This window comes from Curtobacterium sp. MCBA15_001, assembly GCF_001864835.1.
GTDB lineage: Bacteria > Actinomycetota > Actinomycetes > Actinomycetales > Microbacteriaceae > Curtobacterium.
In genome coordinates, this window is record NZ_MJGI01000026.1 from 1 (window position 1) to 21,123 (window position 21,123).

Below are 21,123 nucleotides of genomic sequence, written 5' to 3' on the forward strand. Positions count from 1 at the left end.
GGTGCCAGCTGGCACCGGGCCTCCCGTCTGTCAGGGGGTGACGTCCGTCAGGATGAGGACTCCCAGTCCGCTGGGCCGCGCGAACCGGCGCGGTACTCCTCGAGCGGGACCTCGTCGGCCTTCCAGGCGTTGACGACGGGCTCCACGATCTCCCAGCAGCGCTCCGCGACGTCGCCGCGGATCGACAGCAGCGGGTCGTCGTGGAAGATGCCGTTGAGGACCTCGCCGTAGGGGGTCAGCTCGCCGTCGCTGAAGGACGACGACAGTGTGACCTGGCCCATCTCGAACGGGTTGCCGCCGCCGTTCGCCGAGACGCTCAGCTCGATCTCGTCCGGATTCAGCACGATGCGGAGGGTGTCCGCCTTCGGCCGACCACTCAGGCCGGAGGGCAGACGCGTGACCGGCTTGAAGGTGATGAGGACCTCTTTCCGGCTGGCGCCGAGCGCCTTGCCGGAGCGCAGCGTGAAGGGGACGCCCTTCCAGCGCGCGGTGTCGACCTCGACGGAGATCTCCGCGAGGGTCTCGGTCGCGCGCGACTTGTCCACGCCGTCCTCGTCCTGGTACGACGGCAGCTCCTTGCCGTCGATGGTGCCGGCCGTGTAGACCGCACGACGCGACGCGATCTTCGGGTCGCCGCCCTTGAGCTCGGTCGAGCGGAGCGCACGGGCCAGGGACGAGCGGAACTCGACGGCGTCGATGTCGGACGGGGCGTCCATCGTCACGATGCCGAGGATCTGCAGCAGGTGCGACTGGATCATGTCGACCATCGCGCCGGCCTCGTCGTAGTACTGCGCGCGGTTCTCGAGACCCAGTGTCTCGTCGTAGAAGATGTCGACCTTCTCGATGTTCTCCGCATTCCAGATCGGCTCGAACAGGCGGTTGGCGAAGCGCAGACCGATGATGTTGAGCACCGTGGTGCGGCCGAGGAAGTGGTCGGTGCGGTGCACGCGCTCTTCGGGGACGATGTTCAGGACCGTCTCGTTGAGCGCCTTGGCGCTGGCGACGTCCGTGCCGAACGGCTTCTCGAACGCCAGGGTCGTGCCCTCGGGGAGCTCGACCTCCTGCAGCGCCTCGCAGATGTCGGACGCGATCTGCGGCGGCAGCGCGAAGTACAGGATCGGCTCGTTGTCGGCCGCGTCGAGGAGCGCCTTCAGGTGCTTCGGGTCGGTCGGGTCGCCCTGGATGAACGACGTCGAGGCGAGCGTGGCGTCGACCTCGGGGCCCTTGACGTCCTGCGAGGCGAAGGACTTCGTGACGATGTCCTTCCACTGCTCGGGGGAACGCTCGCTGCGGCCGGTGCCGATCAGCTGCACGGGGACGGCACGGCCGCTCTGCAGGAACGTGCCGAGGCCCGGCAGGAGCAGGCGGGAGGCGAGGTCGCCGGTCGCGCCGAAGATGATGAGGGTGCGCTTGTCGGTCACCTGAGGTGACTCCTTTCGCGAGGGGTTCTTGGTCCGCATGGCTCAAGCCACGAGCGGACCGGTTGATTCCCCGTCAGGGGAGGTCGGGTTGGTCGTCGTCACGTGCCCCGGACGCAGTTCGGGCGGCACCGAGGTGGTGCCGCCCGAAGCGCGTGGATCCCGGATCAGTGTCCGAAGTTGCCGCGGTAGTACTCGAAGACCCAGCCCACCAGCGTGATCGTCACGAAGGCGAGGCCGAAGGGGACGATCCACAGACCGGCAGCGACACCGAGGAAGGTGATCGCCGTGGCGCCGGCCAGCAGGATGGGCCACCACGACCACGGGCTGAAGTGCCCGAGCTCGGCGTCGCCGTCCTCGATGTTGGCGTCCTGGCGGTCCTCCGGCAGGTCGCCGCCCTGGGCGGACAGCACCCGGCCGAGGTAGAAGGCGATGAACGCCGACATGATGCCGACCAGGCCGATACCGACCGTGCCGACCGGCTCGGGCCGACCGTAGTTGATGACGGCCCAGATCGTGTACGCGGCGTCCGCGAGGATGAAGAACCCGAAGAGGATCCAGAACAGGTTGACGTTGGCGCGCATCGCCTTACTTCACCTCGCCCTTCGCGGCGTCGTAGGTCGGGGCATCGGGGGCGTCCTTGGCCGGACCCACACCGATCGGCACACCCGCTTCGGGGTGGTTCAGGTCGAACGCCGGGGACTCGGAACGGATCCGCGGGATCGATGTGAAGTTATGCCGCGGCGGCGGGCAGGAGGTCGCCCACTCGAGCGAGCGGCCATAGCCCCACGGGTCGTTGACGGCCACCTTCGGAGCGTTCCGCGCGGTGACGTAGACGTTGAAGATGAACGGCAGGAACGAGACGCCGAGGATCATCGCGCCGATGGTCGACAGCTGGTTCATCCACGTGAACCCGTCGTTCGGCAGGTAGGTCGCGTACCGACGCGGCATGCCGATGACGCCCAGCCAGTGCTGGATCAGGAACGTGGTGTGGAAGCCGATGAAGAGCAGCCAGAAGTGGATCTTGCCGAGGCGCTCGTTGAGCATCTTGCCGGTCCACTTGGGCCACCAGAAGTAGAAGCCCGAGAACATGGCGAAGACGACGGTACCGAAGACCACGTAGTGGAAGTGCGCGACGACGAAGTACGAGTCGGACACGTGGAAGTCGAGCGGCGGCGACGCCAGGATGACACCCGTCAGACCACCGAACGTGAAGGTGATCAGGAAGCCGATCGCCCAGAGGATCGGGGTCTCGAACGTCACCGAGCCGCGCCACATCGTGCCGACCCAGTTGAAGATCTTCACGCCGGTCGGGACCGCGATGAGCATCGTCATGAGCGAGAACCACGGCAGCAGGACCGAACCGGTCACGTACATGTGGTGCGCCCACACCGTGACCGAGAGGGCCGCGATGGAGATCGTCGCGTAGACAAGGGTCTTGTACCCGAAGATCGGCTTGCGGCTGAACACCGGGAAGACCTCGGAGACGATGCCGAAGAACGGCAGCGCGATGATGTAGACCTCGGGGTGGCCGAAGAACCAGAAGAGGTGCTGCCAGAGCAGCGCTCCGCCGTTGGCCGGGTTGAAGATCTGTGCTTCGAACACGCGGTCGAGGCCGAGGCCGAACAGCGCCGCGGCGAGGACCGGGAAGGCCATGAGGACCAGCAGCGAGGTCACGAGGGTGTTCCACGTGAAGATCGACATGCGGAACATGGTCATGCCGGGGGCACGCATCGTGATGATCGTGGTGATGAAGTTGACCGCACCGAGGATCGTCGAGAAGCCGGTCAGGCCGAGCCCGAACACCCACAACGTGCCGCCGAGCCCTGGTGTGAACGTCGTGTCACTGAGTGGGGCGTAGGCGAACCAGCCGAACGACGCCGCGCCCTGCGGGGTGAGGAAGCCACCGACGGCGATCAGCGCACCGAAGAAGTACAGCCAGAACGCGAAGCCGTTGAGTCGCGGGAAGGCGACGTCCGGCGCCCCGATCTGCAGCGGCATGATCGCGTTGGCGAACCCGGAGAACAGCGGCGTCGCGAACAGCAGCAGCATGATCGTGCCGTGCATCGTGAAGAGCTGGTTGTACTGCTCCTTCGTCGCCACGACCTGCAGGCCGGGCTCGAAGAGCTGGGCGCGGATGACGAGGGCCATGACGCCGGCGAGCAGGAAGTACAGGAACGACGTGATCAGGTACATGTACCCGATCGTCTTGTGGTCGGTGGAGGTGATCCACCGGACGATGATGTTGCCCTTCCGACCGACCTTGGACGCCTGGAAGTCCGGCGTTGTGGTCGCGGTCGGTTGGCCGACGAATGACGTGGTCATCTGGCGAGCCCCTACTTGTCGTCCGACGCCGTGACGGGCGCCTTGTTGTCAGGCTGGTTCGTGTTGGTGTCGTACTCGTTGCCGAGCAGGCCGACCTTGCCCTGGTCCTTGAGGGTGTCGAGGTACGCCTGGTACTTCTCCGGCGACACGACCTTGACCTGGAAGAGCATCAGGGAGTGGTACTCGCCGCAGAGCTCGGCGCACTTGCCCTGGTAGGTGCCTTCCTTCTGCGGGATGAAGTACTCGTAGTTCGTCTTCCCCGGGAGCATGTCCTTCTTGTAGAGGAAGTCGATGACCCAGAAGGAGTGGTCCACGTCGCGCGAGTCGAGCTCGATCTTGACCTTCTTGCCGACGGGCAGGTAGAGCGTCGGCAGCTGGGACTCGTCGATGGAGCCGTTGCCGTTCTCTTCTTCCTGAGCCTGGATGCCCTGGTAGTAGACGCTCTTCGACGGGTCGTTCTGGTCGATGTAGTTGAAGTCCCACGCCCAGCGCTTGCCGTAGACGTGCACCGTGGTGTCGGGCTGCGCGAACGGCTTCTCGATGGCGGCCTGGTCCTTGGCGGTGAAGGCGAAGAAGCCGAGCACCAGGATCAGCGGCACGATCGTGTAGAAGATCTCGAGCGGCATGTTGTAGCGCATCTGCACGGGCAGGCCGGTCTGGCCCTTGCGGCGGCGGTACACGATCGCTGCCCAGATGATCAGGCCCCAGACGATGAGGCCGACGGCGAGCAGGACGATCCAGCTGGTGGTCCACAGGCCGACGACGCGGCTGGTGTGGTTGGTGACGTCCTTCGTCTCCTCCGTGCCGGGGAGCCATCCGTTCAGCTGCTGCTGCGAGCAACCAGCCAGTGCGATGACCAGACCGACGGCCACCGGGACGGCCGCCCAACGTATACGGCGATTCGAACGCACTGTTACCTCTCGGAAAGACTGAAGCCGCGAGCGCAGCCGGTCAGAGACCGACGTCGGGTCACAGAGGTGACCCATGGCTGGCTCCCAGCTTGGTTGGGACACTCCTAGCTTACTCGCAGCTGGTGACACCGAGTGCACGCGCGACACGCCTCCACCCCGGATCGGCCCTGCGACGGGAGCGGTTTCCCCTGGTCAGCACGGGCCGGGTGCGGTTGGCGGACGAACCGCACGCACGAACGCGGACGGGGAGCGACCGTGTCGGTCACTCCCCGTCCGCGTGTGTCCTGCGGGCTGGCGCGGGATCAGTGGAAGCTGTCACCGCATGCGCAGCTGCCCTGCGCGTTCGGGTTGTCGATCGTGAAGCCCTGCTTCTGGATCGTGTCCTCGAAGTCGATGGTCGCGCCGTCGAGGTACGGGACGCTCATCTTGTCGACGACGACCTCCACCCCGTCGAACTCGGCCGTGGTGTCACCGTCGAGCAGGCGCTCGTCGAAGTAGAGCTGGTAGATCAGGCCCGAGCAGCCACCGGGCTGGACGGCCAGGCGCAGACGCAGGTCGTCGCGGCCTTCCTGCTCGAGGAGGCTGGCGACCTTGCCCGCGGCGGCGTCACTGAGCTGCACGCCGTGCGTCGTCGTGGCTTCGCTCGTGATGGTGTCGCTCATCGCGCGTCTCCCTCCGGGCGGTGCAGGTCACCGCGCCTCCCCCGATTGTAAGCACCGCCCCCGACGGTCCGCACCATCCGCCGACCGCCTGTGGACAACCCGGCGGCGCGCGGCGGTGGACGCGGGTCGCGCCGGACGGGAGGCACGGGGCGGGGTCGCCACGGGCCTCCCGTCCGGCAGTCGGTCAGGACCGCGTCGCGAGCCGGGCCAGCAGGATCGTCTCGCTGGCGATCGCGCGGTGCAGCACGCCCAGGTGCTGCGACTCGTTCGGGCTGTGGGCCCGGGTGTCCGGGTCCTCGACACCGGTGACCAGGATCTGGGCGTCCGGGAACTCGGCGGCCAGGTCGGACACGAACGGGATGGACCCGCCGATGCCCTGTTCGACCGGTGCCGCTCCCCACCCCTCGGCCATCGCGGTCCGGGCTTCCCGCACGGCCCACCCGCTCGTGTCGACCAGGAATCCGTCGCCGGCGTCCGGCTCGGTGATCTCCACCCGGGCGCCGAACGGCGTGTGCGCGTGGATGTGGCGTTCGACGGCCGCAGCGGCCTCCCGAGCGGACTGGCCGGGGGCGACCCGCACCGAGACCCGCGCGGACACGGTCGGCAGCAGCGTGTTCGAGGCGTTCGCGACGCTCGGCACGTCCATGCCCGTGACGGTGATCGACGGCTGGAACCACATCCGGGACAGCACGTCCCCGGTGCCGACCGGTCGCACGCCCTGCACGAGGGCGGCATCCGCGGCGAGTTCGTCCTCGGAGCGGGACGGGACCGGTGCGTCGTACGCCGTCAGACCCTCGACCGCGACCGACCCCGCGTCGTCGTGCAGCGAGGCCAGCAGGCGGACCATCGGCAGCATGGCGTCCGGGGCAGCACCGCCGAACATGCCGCTGTGGCTCGCGTGCTCCAGCGTCCTCAGGGTCAGCTTGAAGGTGACGTTGCCGCGGAGCGAGACCGTGATCGCCGGGACCTCGGTCGACCAGTTGTCGCTGTCCGCCACGACGATGACGTCGGCGGCCAGGTGCTCCTTCTGCTCGCGGAGGAACGTGCGGAACGAGCGGGAGCCGAACTCCTCCTCGCCCTCGACGAAGAGCACGATGCCCAGGTCGAGGTCGTCGCCGAACCGGGCGTGCAGTGCGCGGAGCGAGGCGATGTGCGTCATCACCCCGGCCTTGTCGTCCGAGGCACCGCGCCCGTACAGCCGATCGCCGCGCAGGGTCGGCTCGAACGGCGGCGTCTCCCACAGCGCGTCGTCGCCCTGGGGCTGGACGTCGTGGTGGGCGTACAGCATCACGGTCGGCTTGCCGTTCCGAGCGGGTCGGACGGCCAGCACGGCGGGCTGCCCGAGCTCAACGCCGTCGTGCTCGGTGCCGGCGGCGTCGCTCGCCCCCGCGGGCGTGTCACCCTCCACCGCGCTCCGGACGATGCGCACCGCGTCGAACACGCCGGTGCTCCGCGCGAGGTCGGCGACGGCCTCGGCGTTGCGGCGCACGTGCGCGGGGTCGAACGCGGACCACGACACCGACGGGATCCGCACCAGGGCCGACAGGTCGGCGATCGTGGTGGGCAGGTCGCCCTGCACGTGTTCGCGGAGGGCGTCGAGGAGCTCGGGGTCGGTCGCGGGCGCGGACTGTTGGGTGTCGGTCATGCCCGGTAATCTAGAGGACGACCAGCACCGCGCACGTCCCGCACGTTCCGGGGTGCACCGCTCACCGACAGCAGGAATCACCGTGGCCAAGGCAGCACCCAAGACCAACACGACAGTCAACCCCTCGGAAGAGGAACTGCTCGAGCACGGCAAGGGCCGCCCCACGCCGTCGCGTCGTGACCGTGAAGCCGCCAACCGTCGCCCGCTCGTCGGCAACACCCCCGTCGACAAGAAGGCCGCCCGGGCTCGCCTGAACTCGGAGCGCGAGAAGGCCCGCATCGGCATGGCGAACGGCGAAGAGCGCTACCTGCCCGCCAAGGACCGGGGCGAGCAGCGTCGGTTCGTGCGTGACACGATCGACGCCCGGTGGAACGTGGGCGAGGTCATGATGCCCGTCCTGGTGCTGTTCCTGATCGTCGGCTTCGTCGCGTCGCAGACCGCTGCAGCGTCGTTCGCGCTGCTCCTCGTGTGGGCGTTCGTCGCGCTGTTCATCCTCGACTGCCTGGTGCTCTGGTTCATCCTGCGCAAGAAGCTCACCGCGAAGTTCGGCGTGTTCCAGAAGGGCACGTTCCTCTACATCCTGACGCGGGCGTGGCAGCTGCGGTTCCTCCGTCTGCCGAAGCCGCAGGTCAAGCGCGGGCAGCACCCCGCCCTCTGAGTCCAGCTGGCTGCAGCGCCGTCGTCCCTCGGGGCGGCGGCGCTTCGTCGTGCGGAGGGGGTGGCGTGCCTGGTGAGGCCCGGCGCGGGGGCTGGGGTGGCGGGCGTGGGGTGTGGTCGAAGTGTCACAACACGCCGCAGGCGTTGCGCCGAGGGGGCACGAACCGTCGCCCGCAGCGCTCCCGACCGACAGTTCGTGCCCCTCGGCGGAGCTGAGCGGCGTGTTGCGCGACCTCGGCTGCCCGCCGGTCGGGAGGGACGGGACGGGACCGCCACGCGCCTCCCCTCCGGCGGCCCGGTGGTCGGGAGGGACGGGGCGGGGCCGCCAGGCGCCTCCCGTCCGTCGGCCTAGCGGTCGGGAGGGACGGGACGGGGCCGCCACGCGCCTCCCGTCCGCTCGTGGGTCGCACGACATGCCGCAACCTCGGTGCCGAGGTCGCACGACGTGTCGCCGGACGGCTGCGTCAGCGACGGAACGCGCGACCTCGGCGGAACTGAGCGGCGTGTCGTGCGACCTCGGCACCAGCCCTCCCCGAGCCACCGGAAGGAGTCTGACGGCGGTGGCGCTGCTGCTGCTGATGCTGCTGCCGAGGTTCCACGACTCGCCGCAGGACGGTCGCCGAGGTACGACAACTGGTCGGTGCGAGCGGTCGAGATGCCGGAATTCTGGAACCTCGAGCGCGCGGCGCCCGCCCCGCCCGCGTCAGCGCGCGGCGCGCCGCAACCGCCGACGACGCAACCGGTTGATCCGCGTGGCCCAGGTCGGCCCTTCGTAGAGGAACGCCGTGTAGCCCTGCACCAGCGTCGCGCCGGCATCGAGTCGCGCCTGCACGTCAGCCTCGGAGGTCACTCCCCCGACCGCGATCACGCAGAAGTCCGACGGCACGGCAGCCCGCACGCGCCGGAGCACCTCGAGCGATCGGGCCGCGATCGGCGCACCGGACAGTCCTCCGGCGCCCATGGCCTCGACCGATGTGGACGGCGTCGTCAGGCCGGTCCGGGCGATCGTCGTGTTGTTCGCGATCACCCCGGACAACCCGAGCTCGACGGCCAGGCCAGCGATGGCGTCGATCTGCTCGTCGGTCAGGTCGGGCGCGATCTTGACGAGCACCGGCGTCTTGCCCGCGGCGTCGCGGACGGCGGTCAGCAACGGGCGGAGCTGGTCGAGCTCCTGCAGACCGCGCAGTCCGGGCGTGTTCGGGGAGCTGACGTTCACCGCGAGGTAGTCCGCGAAGGGCGTGAGCAGGCGGGTCGACTCGAGGTAGTCGTCCACGGCGTCGGAGACGTCCACCACACGGCTCTTGCCGATGTTCACGCCGATCACCGGACGACCGGGGTTCCGGCGGGCACGCTCGAGCCGGCGGGCGGCAGCGGCGGCCCCGCGGTTGTTGAAGCCCATGCGGTTGATGAGCGCCCGGTCCGCGATGAGCCGGAACAGCCGTGGCTTCTCGTTGCCGGGCTGCGGCTTCGCGGTGATCGTGCCGACCTCGACGTGCCCGAAGCCGAGCAACCCGAGACCGGCGATCCCGCGGGCGTCCTTGTCGAACCCGGCCGCCAGACCGAAGCGCGACGGGAAGTGGATCCCCATCGTGGTGACGCCGTCGGCAGCTGCGGGCCGGGAGTACCGCTCGACCGTGCCGGCGAGGAACGGCACGTGCGGCAGCCAGCGGATCACGGCGAACGCGATGTGGTGCGCACGCTCGGGGTCCATGTTCGCGAACACGGACCGGAACACGACGCCGTAGCCGTTCCGGACGAGTCGTTCCCCGATGCCGCTCACGCGCTCGCCCCGGACTGCTCGCCCTGACGGCCGCCGTGGTCGACGCGGAGCTGGCCGATCGCGGACTCGAAGTCCTCGAGCGAGTCGAAGGCCTGGTAGACGCTGGCGTAGCGCAGGTAGGCGACCTCGTCGAGCTCACGGAGGGGCTCGAGGATCGCCAGGCCGATGTCGTTCGCCTCGATCTGGCTGGCTCCGGAGGACCGGACGATCTCCTCGACCCGCTGTGCCAGGACGGCGAGGTCGGAGTCGGTGACCGGTCGGCCCTGGCATGCCTTGCGCACGCCCGAGATGATCTTCTCGCGCGAGAACGGTTCGAGCACCCCGTTGCGCTTGACGACGTTGAGCGAGGCGGTCTCGGTGGTCGAGAACCGTCGCCCGCAGTTCGGGCACTGACGGCGCCGACGGATCGAGGTGCCGTCGTCGCTGGTGCGGGAGTCGACGACGCGGGAGTCCGGGTGGCGGCAGAAGGGGCAGAACATGGCAGCCCCAGGCTATCGGACGGTGCCCGCCCGACCCGTCCGTTCGGTGACCGCGGCGGCGTGTGCGGGGAGCTGCTCCTCGGTCGCGAGCGCCACGATGTGCGGCGCGACCTCGGCCAGGGCGCGTGCGGTGTACCGGACGACCTGCTGCGGGCGCAGGAACGTCGACGCCGACAGCCCGGACCCGAAGCGGGCCTGTCCGCCGGTGGGCAGGACGTGGTTCGACCCGGCCAGGTAGTCACCGAGGCTGACCGGCGTGTTCGGCCCGACGAAGACCGCGCCGGCCGCGTCGATGTCTGCCAGCACGGCGTCGTCGTCCGCGGTCTGGATCTCGAGGTGCTCCGGCCCGTAGGCGTTGCTCACGGTCGCCGCCTCGGCGAGCGAGTCCACCAGCACGACGGCGGACTGCGGTCCGTCGAGTGCGGCCTGGAGGCGCGCTGCCGTCCCGAGTACGGCCGTCTGCCCCGGGATGGCGGCTTCGACCGCGTCGGCGAACGCCGCTGACGTCGTCACCAGGACGCTGCCGGCCTGCTCGTCGTGCTCGGCCTGGCTGACGAGGTCGGCCGCCACGAACGCGGGGTCGGCGGTGTCGTCGGCGATCACGAGGATCTCGGTCGCGCCGGCCTCGGAGTCGATGCCGACGACGCCGCGCACCAGGCGCTTGGCCGCGGCGACGTAGTTGTTGCCCGGGCCGGTGACCAGGTCGACGGGTTCGAGGCCGATCGACGACACCCCGTACGCCAGCGCACCGATCGCGCCGGCACCGCCCATCGCGTAGACCTCGTCGACGCCGAGCAGTCCGGCAGCGGCCAGGATCGTCGGGTGCACCGCTCCGCCGTGGGCCCGCTGGGGCGGGGACACGAGGGCGATCGACGGGACACCGGCGACCTGCGCCGCGACGACGTTCATCACGACACTCGACGGGTAGACGGCCTTGCCGCCCGGGACGTACAGCCCGACACGGCGCATCGGCTGCCAGCGCTGGTGCACCTCGGCGCCGTCGGCCAGGGTCGTGACGGACGCGGCGGGCACCTGCGCGGCACTCGCTGCCCGGACGCGGCGGATGGCCTCGTCGAGCGCGGTGCGGAGTTCGGGGTCGAGGCCGGCAACGGCGGCTGCGATCTCGGCAGCGGGGACACGGACGTGCGCGGGCGCTCCCCCGTCGAAGCGCTCGGCCTGCTCGTGCAGGGCCTCGGCGCCACGGTCGCGCACGGCGTCGACCAGCACGCGGGCGGCGTCCACGGCGGCGCCGATGTCGCCGGCGGCGCGGGGCATGAGCCGGAGGAGTTCGGCACGGGCGGGGAGACCACCACGGAGGTCGATTCGCTGCATCATGAGACGACCAGCGTACCGGCGGCGCCCTGCACGAGCGCCGCCACCACCGGCCGGTGGTGGTCGGTCTGCGCGCGGTCCCATGCCCCGAGCAGCACGAGCGTGGCGATCCGGAACGCCAGGGCACGGACCAGCAGCTGCGACCACTCCGGGACGCCCGCGCCGAGTGCCCCGAGCCGCGTCAGGGGCACGTCGTGCCAGCACACCGCGTCGACGGCCGCGATCGCCGCACCGAGCCCTGCCGGGCGCCAGTACGGCGCCCAGTCGAAGACCGCCGGCGGCTGCCCGTGTGCGAAGAGCACGTTGCCGAGCAGGTCGCCGTGGATCAGTTGCGACGGCGACGACACCGGGCGGAAGACCGACGCCAGCTGCTCGAGCGTCGGGTCGGCCGGCAGTGCGACCGCGCCCCAGACCATCCGGTCGGCCGTGGCCCACGGTCCGTCCAGCGCGTCGAGGAAGCCCGGGCGGGGCAGGTCGGCGAGCGCATGGTGGAAGGCCGCGCCCGCGACGATGACGTCCTCAACCCGGGTAGGGTCGGTGGCGCCGTCGAGCCATTCCCAGGCCTCCCACCCACCGGTGAGCCAGCCGCCGGCCTGCCCGCCCCCGGCCACCGTCGGGACCGGGCGGGGCGTCCGGAACGCGTCCGTGTGCCGGAGGTGCGCCAGCGTGTCGGACCGCCACCGGGCCTCCTGGACGGCGCCGTGCGGTCGCAGGACGACCGGACCCGCGCGCCACGTCTGGCCCTGCCCACCGTCCAGGTGTTCCAGGGGCGCATGCGCAACCCCGAACGCCCGCAGCACCTCGGCCGAGGGCCGGGGTGCTGCGGTGTCGTCCACGAGCAGCCCTAGACCAGGCAGCGCGGGCCGAGCAGGCTCTTCAGCTCGCCGAACAGGTCGGGTGTCAGGTTGACCGGGAAGGGGAGCTCGAACGTGCGGGCAACGTCGTCCTTGAGCAGGCGGAGGCGGACCTCGGTCTCGCCGGTGTGCCGACCGAGGACGGCGGCGAGCTCGGTCACGGTCGACGTGGTCGCCTGCCGCTCCGGCAGGGTCAGCGTGAGCGGACCGGAGCCCATCACGTCGCCGAGGTTCGGCTGGAACATGCTCACCGCGTGCAGCGCCTTGCCGTCGTCGCGCACGTTGACCCGACCGCGCAGGACCACGATCGAGTCCGCGACCAGCGACGGGCCGAACTCCTGGTAGGTCTTGCCGAGGAACATGACGCCGATCTCGCCGCCGAAGTCCTCGATCTGGACGATGCCGTACGGGTTGCCGCTCGTCTTCGCGACACGGTGCTGCACGCTCGTCAGCAGGCCCGCCACGGTGACGGTCTCGCCCTCGACCGAGTCGTCCGCGCCGATCAGGTCGGCGATGGTGATCGACTGGTGCTTGGCGAGCTCGATCTCGAGCCCGGCGAGCGGGTGGTCGGAGACGTAGAGCCCGAGCATGTCGCGCTCGAACGCCAGCTTGTCGCGCTTGGACCACTCCGGACGCTCGGGCACCTGCGAGACCGCGGCCATCGTGGGCTGCTCTTCGGCGACCTCGGCGAACAGCGAGTCGAAGTCGAACCCGACGTTGCCGTGGACCTCGTCGCGCTTGACCTTGACCGCTGCTTCGACGGCACCCTCGTGGATCTCCACCAGCGCGCGGCGACTGTCACCGAACTCGTCGAACGCGCCGGCCTTGATGAGCGACTCCACGGTCCGCTTGTTGGCGGAGGAGATCGGGATCTTGCGGAGGAAGTCGTGGAACGAGTCGAACGCGCCCTTCTCGGTGCGGGCCTTGACGATGTCGTCGACGACGTTGAACCCGACGTTGCGGATCGCGCCCATGCCGAAGCGGATGTCGTCACCGACGGCGGCGAAGAACCCGATCGACTCGTTGACGTCCGGCGGCATCACGCGGATGCCCATCCGGCGGCACTCGTTGAGGTACAGCGCCAGCTTGTCGCGGGCGTCACCGACGCTGGTCAGCAGCGCCGCCATGTACTCGGCCGGGTAGTGCGCCTTGAGGTACGCCGTCCAGAACGACACCACGCCGTAGGCCGCCGAGTGCGCCTTGTTGAAGGCGTAGTCGGAGAACGGCAGCAGGATGTCCCACAGGGTCTTGATCGCAGCGGCCGAGTAGCCGTTGTCCTGCATGCCCTTCTCGAAGCCGGCGTACTGCTTGTCCAGCTCGGACTTCTTCTTCTTCCCCATCGCGCGGCGGAGGATGTCCGCCTGGCCGAGGGAGAACCCGGCGACCTTCTGCGCGATGGCCATGACCTGCTCCTGGTAGATGATCAGGCCGTAGGTCGTGCCGATGATGTCCTTCAGCGGCTCGGCGAGCTCGGGGTGGATCGGCGTGATCGCCTGCTCGCCGTTCTTGCGGAGCGCGTAGTTCGTGTGCGAGTTCGCGCCCATGGGGCCCGGGCGGTACAGGGCGATGAGCGCGGAGATGTCCTCGAAGTTGTCGGGCTTCATCAGGCGCAGCAGCCCGCGCATCGGGCCGCCGTCGAGCTGGAACACGCCGAGGGTGTCGCCGCGCTGCAGCAGGGCGTAGGCCTCGGGGTCCTCGAGCCCCATGGTCTCGAGGTCGAGGTCGGTCCCGCGGTTGGTCTTGATGTTGTCGAGGGCGTCACTGATGATCGTGAGGTTCCGCAGCCCCAGGAAGTCCATCTTGATCAGGCCGAGCGACTCCGACGCGGGGTAGTCGAACTGCGTGACGATCTGGCCGTCCTGCTCCCGCTTCATGATCGGGATGATGTCGATCAGTGGGTCGCTCGACATGATGACGCCAGCTGCGTGCACGCCCCACTGGCGCTTCAGCCCCTCGAGCCCGAGCGCGGTGTCGAAGACGGTCTTCGCCTCGGGGTCGGTCTCGACCACGGTGCGGACGTCGACGGCTTCCTTGTACCGCGGGTGGTTCTTGTCGAAGATCCCGGTCAGCGGGATGTCCTTGCCCATCACGGGCGGCGGCATCGCCTTCGTGAGCTTCTCGCCCATGCCGAAAGGGAACCCGAGGACGCGTGAGGAGTCCTTGAGCGCCTGCTTGGCCTTGATGGTGCCGTACGTGACGATCTGCGCGACGCGCTCGGACCCGTACTTCTCGGTGACGTACTTGATCGCCTCACCGCGGCGCCGGTCGTCGAAGTCGACGTCGAAGTCGGGCATCGAGACGCGGTCCGGGTTGAGGAAGCGCTCGAAGATCAGGCCGTGCCGGATCGGGTCGAGGTCGGTGATGCGCATCGCGTACGCCACCATCGAGCCGGCGCCGGAACCACGGCCCGGGCCCACCCGGATGCCGTGGTCCTTCGACCAGTTGATGAAGTCCGCGACCACCAGGAAGTAGCCGGGGAAGTTCATCTGGTTGATGATGCCGACCTCGTAGTCGGCGCGGTCCTGGACCTCTTTCGAGATGCCGCCGGGGTAGCGGTACTCGAGCCCCTTCGCCACTTCCTTCTCGAACCAGCTGTGCTCGGTCTCGCCCTCGGGCACCGGGAACTTCGGCATGTAGTTCGCCGACGTGTCGAACTCGACCTCGCACCGCTCGGCGATGAGCAGCGTGTTGTCGCAGGCGTCGAGGTTGTCGCGGAAGACGTGCCGCATCTGCTGCGGGGTCTTCAGGTAGAACTCGTCGGCGTCGAACTTGAAGCGGTTCGGGTCGTTGAGCGTCGAACCGGACTGCACACAGAGCAGCGCGGCGTGCGACTTGGCGTCGTGGGCGTGCGTGTAGTGCAGGTCGTTCGTGCCGACCAGCGGGATGCCGAGGTCCTTCGCGATCTTGATGACGTCGCTCATGACCCGGCGTTCGATCTCGAGCCCGTGGTCCATGATCTCGGCGAAGTAGTTCTCCTTGCCGAAGATGTCGCGGTAGTCCGCCGCGGCCTTGATCGCCTCGTCGTACTGGCCCAGGCGCAGGCGCGTCTGGATCTCCCCCGAGGGACACCCGGTCGTGGCGATGATGCCCTCGTGGTGCTCCTGCAGCAGCTCGATGTCCATGCGGGGCTTGAAGTAGTAGCCCTCGATCGACGCCTTCGACGACAGCCGGAACAGGTTGTGCATGCCCGTCGTGTTCTCGGCGAACATCGTCATGTGCGTGTACGAGCCGGCACCCGAGACGTCGTCACCGCCGCCGTCGCCCCAGCGCACGCGGGTCTTGTCCGTGCGGTGGGTGCGCGGCGTGATGTAGGCCTCGGTTCCGATGATCGGCTTCACGCCGCCGGCCTTGGCGGCCTTCCAGAACTCGAACGCGCCGAACATGTTGCCGTGGTCGGTGACGGCCACCGCGGGCATCCCCTGTGCGGCGGTCTCGGCGACCAGGTCGTTGAGTCGTGCCGCACCGTCGAGCATCGAGTACTCGCTGTGCACGTGCAGGTGGACGAAGGAGTCGGAACTCGCCACGGGGCCTCCGGTCGAACGAACTGCGTGTGGGACTCGGACAGCCTAACCGGGGCAGGCGACACCCACGGGCGTGTCGAGCACGCGTCAGGCGGACGCGGTGCGGATCCGGTCGAGCGCGACCTGCAGGTCATCCGGGTAGGACGCCTGGAACGCCACCCACTCCCCCGTGCGCGGGTGCGCGAACCCCAGGCGCACCGCGTCCAGCCACTGCCGCGTGAGCCCGAGCGACTCGGCCAGGCCCGGGTCGGCGCCGTACATCGTGTCCCCGACGAGCGGGTGCCGCGTCGCCGCCATGTGCACGCGGATCTGGTGCGTGCGCCCCGTCTCCAGGTGCACCTCGACCAGCGTCGCCGCCCGGAACGCCTCGAGCGTCTCGTAGTGCGTGACGCTCGGCTTGCCGTCCGAGGTGACAGCGAACTTCCAGTCGCTCGCCGGGTGCCGACCGATCGGGGCGTCGATCGTGCCCGAGGTCGGGTCCGGGTGGCCCTGCGCGAGGGCGTGGTAGACCTTCTCGACCGTGCGCTCCTTGAAGGCGCGCTTGAGGTGGGTGTACGCGAGCTCGGTCTTCGCGACGACCATGAGACCCGAGGTGCCGACGTCGAGCCGGTGCACGATCCCCGCGCGCTCGGCGGCCCCGGACGTCGCGATCGTGAACCCGGCGGCAGCGAGGCCTCCCGGGACGGTGGGCCCGTCCCACCCGGGCGACGGGTGTGCGGCGACGCCGATGGGCTTGTCGACGACGACGATGTCCTCGTCGTCGTGCACGATCGTCATCCCGGGCACGAGGGCCGGGACGATCCGCGGGGCTTCCTTCGGGGTCCACTCGACCTCGAGCCAGGAGTCCGCGTGCAGGCGGTCGGACTTGTCGACGACGACGCCGTCGACGCGCACGCCGCCGGCCGCGACGACGTCGGCCGCGAAGGACCGACTGAACCCGAGGAGCTTCCCGATGGCCGCGTCGACACGCTCACCGGCGAGCCCGTCCGGGACGGGAAGGGACCGCTGCTCGCTCACGTGGCGTCGTGGCCGAGCTGGTCGCGCTGGTCGCGTCCGTCACGCTGGTCGGCGGTCGGGGCCGGACGGGAGGCCGCGGTCGCGTCCGCCTGGTCCGTCGCCACCGCGGACTGCTCGCCCCGGCGCTTGCGGTCGCTGACCGAGCGGGTGCCGTCGAGGTTCACCCCGAACACCACCAGCAGGACGAAGACCACCATGCTGATGCAGATGAACGAGTCGGCGATGTTGTAGATCGCGGGCATCATCCACGGCGTGGAGATGAAGTCCACCACGTGACCGCGCCCGAAGCCGGGCTCACGGAAGAGCCGGTCGAGCAGGTTGCCGAGCGCCCCGCCGAGCAACATGCCGAGCACGATGGCCCACCACATCGAGCGGATGCGCCGGGCGAACACGATGATCGCCACCACGACGGCGGCCGACACGATCGAGAACACCCAGGTCATGTTCACCGCGAACGAGAACGCCGCACCGGGGTTCCGCACGTACAGGAACTGCAGCGCGCCCCCGAGGACGGGGACGACCTGCCCGTACGGCAGGTTCGTGACGACGAGCGCCTTGACGACCTGGTCGAACGCCACCACCACGACAGCGGCGAAGGCCAGTGCCGCGATCGCGCGGACACTGACCTTCGCTCGTTGGTCTTGCTGCTGGGACAACGTCAGTTGCCGAAGCCCTGCGCCGATGCCGGCGCGGGGGTGAGACCCGACTGCTCGGTGCCCGACGACGCGTCGAGCTCGCTCAGCTGGCCCTGGATGTAGCTCTTGAGCTGTGCGCGGTAGTCACGCTCGAACGTGCGGAGCTCGTCGATCTTGCCCTCGAGCTGACGCTGCTCGCCCTCGAGCACCTGCACGCGCTGGCGGTTGGTGTTCTCGGTGTCGGCGATGATCTGGCGCTGCTTGGCCTCGGCCTCGGAGACCAGACGGGCGGCCTGGGCCTGGCCCTCGGCGATGAGCGCGTCGCGCTTCTCGACGCCCTCGCGGACGTGCTCCTCGTGGAGACGACGTGCGAGCGTCAGGAGGTTCGTGGTGCCCTCGGTGTCGTCGTCCGGGTTGACCGTGGTGGCCGGTGCCGCGGCGGCGACGGGAGCCGGCTCCGGAGCGGCGGCGACGGGGGCCGGCTCGGGCTCGGGCTCGGGGGTCGGAGCGGCCTTCTCGATCTCGACCGGCTTCGGCGCCGACTCGGCCGACTGCAGCCGCTGACGGAGCTCGTCGTTCTCCTGGGTCAGACGGCGCAGCTCGACGACGACCTCGTCCAGGAAGTCGTCGACTTCGTCCTGGTCGTAGCCCTCGCGGAACTTGGTCGGCTGGAACCGCTTGTTGACTACGTCTTCCGGCGTCAAAGCCATTGCCGTCACCTCAATAGAACTGCTGAACGTGTGGAACCGAGATGTCTCGCCTGGAAATGTACCAGGCAGGACCTTCGGTGCGGATGCCCACCGAGGGAGGGCATCGATCCCGACCACCGTACACCGACGACGGGCAGGAACCGCGCGCACAGACCGGGCGTGGCGCGTGTCGCGGCCAGGCCGGGTCGTGGCGGGTGGGTCAGACCGAGACCGATGCGACCCGGACGATGCTCATCAGGATGATCGTGACGAGCATCACGATCGACCATCCGAAGTCGAGGGCGACCGCCCCCATGCGCAGCGGCGGCAACACCTTGCGCACCGTCCGGATGGGCGGGTCGGTGGTCGTGTAGACGACCTCGGCGACGACGAGCATGCCGCCGCGGGGACGCCACGAGCGGTTGAACGCCTGCACCATGTCCAACGCGAACCGCCCCCACAGCACGAAGAAGTACAGCAGCAGGAGGAAGTACAGCAGCGTGAAGATCACGGACACGGTCGGCTCGCTCGACTCGGGTGCACGGACCCCCGCAGGGGCTCAAGCACGGGGCGGGTGGGCCTGGGCGGCGCCCCACGGGTCCGGTGACCTGCAGGGCGTGACGACTCAGGACTGGGCGAAGAAGGACGCCTCGATGTCGGACTCTACCTCGGGCGCCTCACCGCTCACTGCGACGTGGGCCGGGGAGAGCAGGAAGACCTTGTTCGTGACCCGCTCGATCTTGCCGTAGAGGCCGAGCGACAGGCCACTGGCGAAGTCGATCATGCGACGCGCGTCGGACTCGGTCATCTGCGAGAGGTTGATGATGACGGGGATGCCGTCGCGGAAGCTCTCGGCGATGGACTGGGCGTCCTTGTACTCGCGCGGGTGGACGGTGAGGATCTCGTTCATTTCCTGGACCGGAGTCGCCTTCTGTGCGGTCGTGTGCGAGCGGCGGAGCGGGGTGACCTGCGCGCCGCGCTGGTGCTGGGTGTGCGGGGCCTTCGTCTCGACGGGCGCCGCGGCGGGTGCTGCTGCCGGGGCCGCAGCCGCCGGAGCCTCGTGCTGCGTCGCTGCGGGTGCGGAGGGCTGCTGCTGCGCACGCTGCTGGTGCTGCGTCGGCTGCTCGTCCTCGTACTCGAGTTCCTCGTCGGCGAGGCCGAGGTAGACCATCGTCTTCTTCAACGGACCGGCCATGGTTCCTCCAGGGGTGTGCGTGCTCGGGATGCCCTGCTGCTCCCTGTGACGAGGCTAGGGCGCGGTGGGCCGTTTCCCCGTGATTGCCGTCCCGATCCGCAGGTGTGTCGCGCCCTCGGCGATGGCTTCGGCGTGGTCGTTGCTCATCCCCGCGGAGATGTCCGTGGCGTCCGGCGCGATCGCGGCGACACGCGCGGAGACCTCCCGCAGCCGGGCGAAGGCGCGCCGGGGCTCCTCGTCGAGCGGCGCGACGGCCATGACACCGCGCAGGCGGATCGTGCCGGTGCCGAGGACCCGCTCCACCATCGCCTCCACCGCGTCGGGCTGGACGCCCCCGCGGCCCGGGTCGTCGGTGAGGTTGACCTGCACGAAGCCGTCCACCACGAGCGGCTCGGGTTCGGCCTCGGTCGGGGCGAAGGCGTCGACGACCGAGTCCCGGTCGAGCGACTGCACGACGTGGGCGTAGCGCCGGACCTGGCGTGCCTTCTTCGACTGCAGCTGCCCGATGAAGTGCCAGGTCAGGTCGAGGTCGGACAGCTCGGCAGCCTTCGCCTGCGCCTCCTGGTGGCGGTTCTCCCCCACGTCCGTGACGCCCAGCGCGGCCAGGTCGCGCACCAGGGACGCCGGGTGGTACTTCGTCACGACGATGAGCGTCAGCTCGTCGGCGGAGCGCCCTGCGGCCCGCGCCGCGTCGGCGATGCTCTGCCTGACGGACGCGAGACGCGCCTCCAGTCCGTCGTCGTGGGACGAGGCGGACGGGAGGCGCGTGTCGGCTGCCACCGGGTGTTACTTCAGGAAGTCGGGGACGTCGAGCTCGTCGTCACCGTCGAAGGCCGGGTCGGCCGCGCGCTGCGTCGGCGCTTCGTGCTCCGACGACGCCCACGAGCGGGCACCAGTCGACGAGGTGGTCGAGTCCTCGATGGCGTTCGAGCCACCGGACACGGGGGCCGTGGCGTTCGACTCGGGGTCGACCCAGCTGGCGCGTCGCTCCTTGACCTGCGACGAGGGCTCGCCCCCGTCGAAGCCGGCGGCGATGACGGTCACGCGGACCTCGTCACCGAGGGTGTCGTCGATGACCGCACCGAAGATGATGTTCGCCTCGGGGTGGACCGCTTCCTGCACCAGGCGGGCCGCGTCGTTGATCTCGAAGATGCCGAGGTTCGAGCCACCCTGGATCGACAGCAGCACGCCGTGTGCCCCGTCGATCGAGGCCTCGAGCAGTGGCGACGCGACGGCGAGCTCGGCGGCCTTGATGGCACGGTCGGCCCCGCGGGAGGAACCGATGCCCATGAGCGCCGAACCGGCACCCTGCATGACGCTCTTGACGTCGGCGAAGTCGAGGTTGATCAGACCCGGCGTCGTGATCAGGTCGGTGATGCCCTGCACGCCGGCCAGCAGGACCTGGTCCGCGGTGGCGAAGGCCTCGACCATGGAGATGCCGCGGTCCGAGATCTCGAGCAGGCGGTCGTTCGGCACGACGATGAGCGTGTCGACCTCGTCCTTGAGGCCCGCGACACCGTTCTCGGCCTGCGACTGACGACGCTTGCCCTCGAAGCTGAACGGCTTCGTGACGACACCGATGGTGAGCGCGCCGATCGACTTGGCGATGCGGGCGACCACGGGAGCACCACCCGTACCGGTCCCACCACCCTCGCCGGCGGTGACGAAGACCATGTCGGCTCCTGCGAGAGCCTCTTCGATCTCCTCGGCGTGGTCCTCGGCGGCGCGACGGCCGACCTCGGGGTCCGCGCCGGCACCGAGGCCGCGGGTGATCTCGCGGCCCACGTCGAGCTTGACGTCGGCGTCGCTGAGCAGGAGCGCCTGGGCGTCGGTGTTGATCGCGATGAACTCGACGCCTCGGAGGCCCAGCTCGATCATGCGGTTGACGGCGTTGACGCCGCCGCCGCCGACACCGACGACCTTGATCACGGCGAGGTAGTTGTGGTTCGTGGTCACGTCAGTCCGGCCTCCGGTTGAACCTTCAACCTCTACTTGAAGTTGCA

At 69.5% G+C, this 21,123-nt stretch carries 19 protein-coding genes; 1 reads left to right on the plus strand and 18 read right to left on the minus strand.

Annotated elements, in window-relative coordinates:
* Positions 1-47 precede the first annotated feature (47 nt).
* From BIU90_RS15205 to BIU90_RS15230, 6 genes are all read right to left on the minus strand, one after another.
* Positions 48-1,421, minus strand: coding sequence for a glucose-6-phosphate dehydrogenase (locus BIU90_RS15205; protein ID WP_254787080.1), 1,374 nt, complete (start codon positions 1,419-1,421; stop codon positions 48-50).
* Positions 1,422-1,585: 164 nt separating this feature from the next.
* A complete protein-coding gene (locus BIU90_RS15210; protein ID WP_071301084.1) occupies positions 1,586-2,002 on the minus strand; it encodes a cytochrome c oxidase subunit 4 in 417 nt (138 codons plus the stop codon).
* Positions 2,003-2,006: 4 nt separating this feature from the next.
* Positions 2,007-3,743, minus strand: a complete 1,737-nt coding sequence (gene ctaD / locus BIU90_RS15215) for a cytochrome c oxidase subunit I (RefSeq protein WP_071301085.1) — start codon at positions 3,741-3,743, stop codon at positions 2,007-2,009.
* An 11-nt stretch (positions 3,744-3,754) separates the two neighbouring features.
* A complete protein-coding gene (coxB, locus tag BIU90_RS15220; protein ID WP_071301086.1) occupies positions 3,755-4,654 on the minus strand; it encodes a cytochrome c oxidase subunit II in 900 nt (299 codons plus the stop codon).
* 302 nt (positions 4,655-4,956) lie between these two features.
* A complete protein-coding gene (gene erpA / locus BIU90_RS15225; RefSeq protein WP_071301087.1) occupies positions 4,957-5,316 on the minus strand; it encodes an iron-sulfur cluster insertion protein ErpA in 360 nt (119 codons plus the stop codon).
* A gap of 184 nt (positions 5,317-5,500) precedes the next feature.
* Positions 5,501-6,961, minus strand: coding sequence for a dipeptidase (locus tag BIU90_RS15230; protein WP_071301088.1), 1,461 nt, complete (start codon positions 6,959-6,961; stop codon positions 5,501-5,503).
* 82 nt (positions 6,962-7,043) lie between these two features.
* On the opposite strand from BIU90_RS15230, the gene BIU90_RS15235 reads away from it, so the two are divergent.
* Positions 7,044-7,619 (plus strand): DUF3043 domain-containing protein, encoded by a 576-nt coding sequence (locus BIU90_RS15235; protein WP_071301089.1) that lies wholly within the window; start codon positions 7,044-7,046, stop codon positions 7,617-7,619.
* Positions 7,620-8,321: 702 nt separating this feature from the next.
* Here BIU90_RS15235 and BIU90_RS15240 read toward each other — a convergent pair.
* From BIU90_RS15240 to ftsZ, 12 genes are all read right to left on the minus strand, one after another.
* Positions 8,322-9,398 (minus strand): quinone-dependent dihydroorotate dehydrogenase, encoded by a 1,077-nt coding sequence (locus BIU90_RS15240; protein ID WP_083404005.1) that lies wholly within the window; start codon positions 9,396-9,398, stop codon positions 8,322-8,324.
* Entirely contained in the window at positions 9,395-9,877 is a 483-nt protein-coding gene (nrdR, locus tag BIU90_RS15245; protein ID WP_071301090.1) for a transcriptional regulator NrdR, read from the minus strand. Before nrdR ends, BIU90_RS15240 begins: the two co-directional genes overlap by 4 nt.
* Before the next feature lie 12 nt (positions 9,878-9,889).
* The gene (hisD, locus tag BIU90_RS15250) at positions 9,890-11,212 is read right to left on the minus strand and encodes a histidinol dehydrogenase (RefSeq protein ID WP_071301091.1); all 1,323 of its coding nucleotides are present in this window, start codon (positions 11,210-11,212) and stop codon (positions 9,890-9,892) included.
* Complete coding sequence (locus BIU90_RS15255) at positions 11,209-12,045, minus strand: hypothetical protein (RefSeq protein WP_254787081.1); 837 nt, start codon at positions 12,043-12,045, stop codon at positions 11,209-11,211. Before BIU90_RS15255 ends, hisD begins: the two co-directional genes overlap by 4 nt.
* A gap of 8 nt (positions 12,046-12,053) precedes the next feature.
* Complete coding sequence (gene dnaE, locus BIU90_RS15260) at positions 12,054-15,587, minus strand: DNA polymerase III subunit alpha (RefSeq protein WP_083404006.1); 3,534 nt, start codon at positions 15,585-15,587, stop codon at positions 12,054-12,056.
* Between the two features lie 84 nt (positions 15,588-15,671).
* Complete coding sequence (locus BIU90_RS15265; RefSeq protein WP_071301092.1) at positions 15,672-16,601, minus strand: RluA family pseudouridine synthase; 930 nt, start codon at positions 16,599-16,601, stop codon at positions 15,672-15,674.
* Positions 16,598-17,257: a signal peptidase II gene (lspA, locus tag BIU90_RS15270; protein ID WP_254787082.1), complete on the minus strand. Its 660-nt coding sequence runs from the start codon at positions 17,255-17,257 to the stop codon at positions 16,598-16,600. Before lspA ends, BIU90_RS15265 begins: the two co-directional genes overlap by 4 nt.
* 2 nt (positions 17,258-17,259) lie before the next feature.
* Positions 17,260-17,946, minus strand: coding sequence for a DivIVA domain-containing protein (locus BIU90_RS15275; RefSeq protein WP_071301093.1), 687 nt, complete (start codon positions 17,944-17,946; stop codon positions 17,260-17,262).
* 199 nt (positions 17,947-18,145) lie between these two features.
* Complete coding sequence (locus tag BIU90_RS15280; RefSeq protein ID WP_071301094.1) at positions 18,146-18,442, minus strand: YggT family protein; 297 nt, start codon at positions 18,440-18,442, stop codon at positions 18,146-18,148.
* A gap of 108 nt (positions 18,443-18,550) precedes the next feature.
* Positions 18,551-19,120 (minus strand): cell division protein SepF, encoded by a 570-nt coding sequence (locus tag BIU90_RS15285; RefSeq protein ID WP_071301095.1) that lies wholly within the window; start codon positions 19,118-19,120, stop codon positions 18,551-18,553.
* Positions 19,121-19,174: 54 nt separating this feature from the next.
* Positions 19,175-19,900 carry a YggS family pyridoxal phosphate-dependent enzyme gene (locus BIU90_RS15290; protein ID WP_071301096.1) on the minus strand — a complete coding sequence of 242 codons (726 nt, stop codon included), beginning with the start codon at positions 19,898-19,900 and terminating at the stop codon, positions 19,175-19,177.
* 6 nt (positions 19,901-19,906) lie between these two features.
* Positions 19,907-21,076: a cell division protein FtsZ gene (gene ftsZ, locus BIU90_RS15295; protein WP_071301097.1), complete on the minus strand. Its 1,170-nt coding sequence runs from the start codon at positions 21,074-21,076 to the stop codon at positions 19,907-19,909.
* Positions 21,077-21,123 lie beyond the last annotated feature (47 nt).

What these genes read in the sequence shown, in the direction of transcription:
- BIU90_RS15285 (WP_071301095.1), bottom strand. Translation starts at nt 19,120, where the DNA reads ATGGCCGGTCCGTTGAAGAAGACGATGGTCTACCTCGGCCTCGCCGAC.
- hisD (WP_071301091.1), bottom strand. Translation starts at nt 11,212, where the DNA reads ATGATGCAGCGAATCGACCTCCGTGGTGGTCTCCCCGCCCGTGCCGAA.
- BIU90_RS15275 (WP_071301093.1), bottom strand. Translation starts at nt 17,946, where the DNA reads ATGGCTTTGACGCCGGAAGACGTAGTCAACAAGCGGTTCCAGCCGACC.
- BIU90_RS15210 (WP_071301084.1), bottom strand. Translation starts at nt 2,002, where the DNA reads ATGCGCGCCAACGTCAACCTGTTCTGGATCCTCTTCGGGTTCTTCATC.
- erpA (WP_071301087.1), bottom strand. Translation starts at nt 5,316, where the DNA reads ATGAGCGACACCATCACGAGCGAAGCCACGACGACGCACGGCGTGCAG.
- ctaD (WP_071301085.1), bottom strand. Translation starts at nt 3,743, where the DNA reads ATGACCACGTCATTCGTCGGCCAACCGACCGCGACCACAACGCCGGAC.
- nrdR (WP_071301090.1), bottom strand. Translation starts at nt 9,877, where the DNA reads ATGTTCTGCCCCTTCTGCCGCCACCCGGACTCCCGCGTCGTCGACTCC.
- BIU90_RS15230 (WP_071301088.1), bottom strand. Translation starts at nt 6,961, where the DNA reads ATGACCGACACCCAACAGTCCGCGCCCGCGACCGACCCCGAGCTCCTC.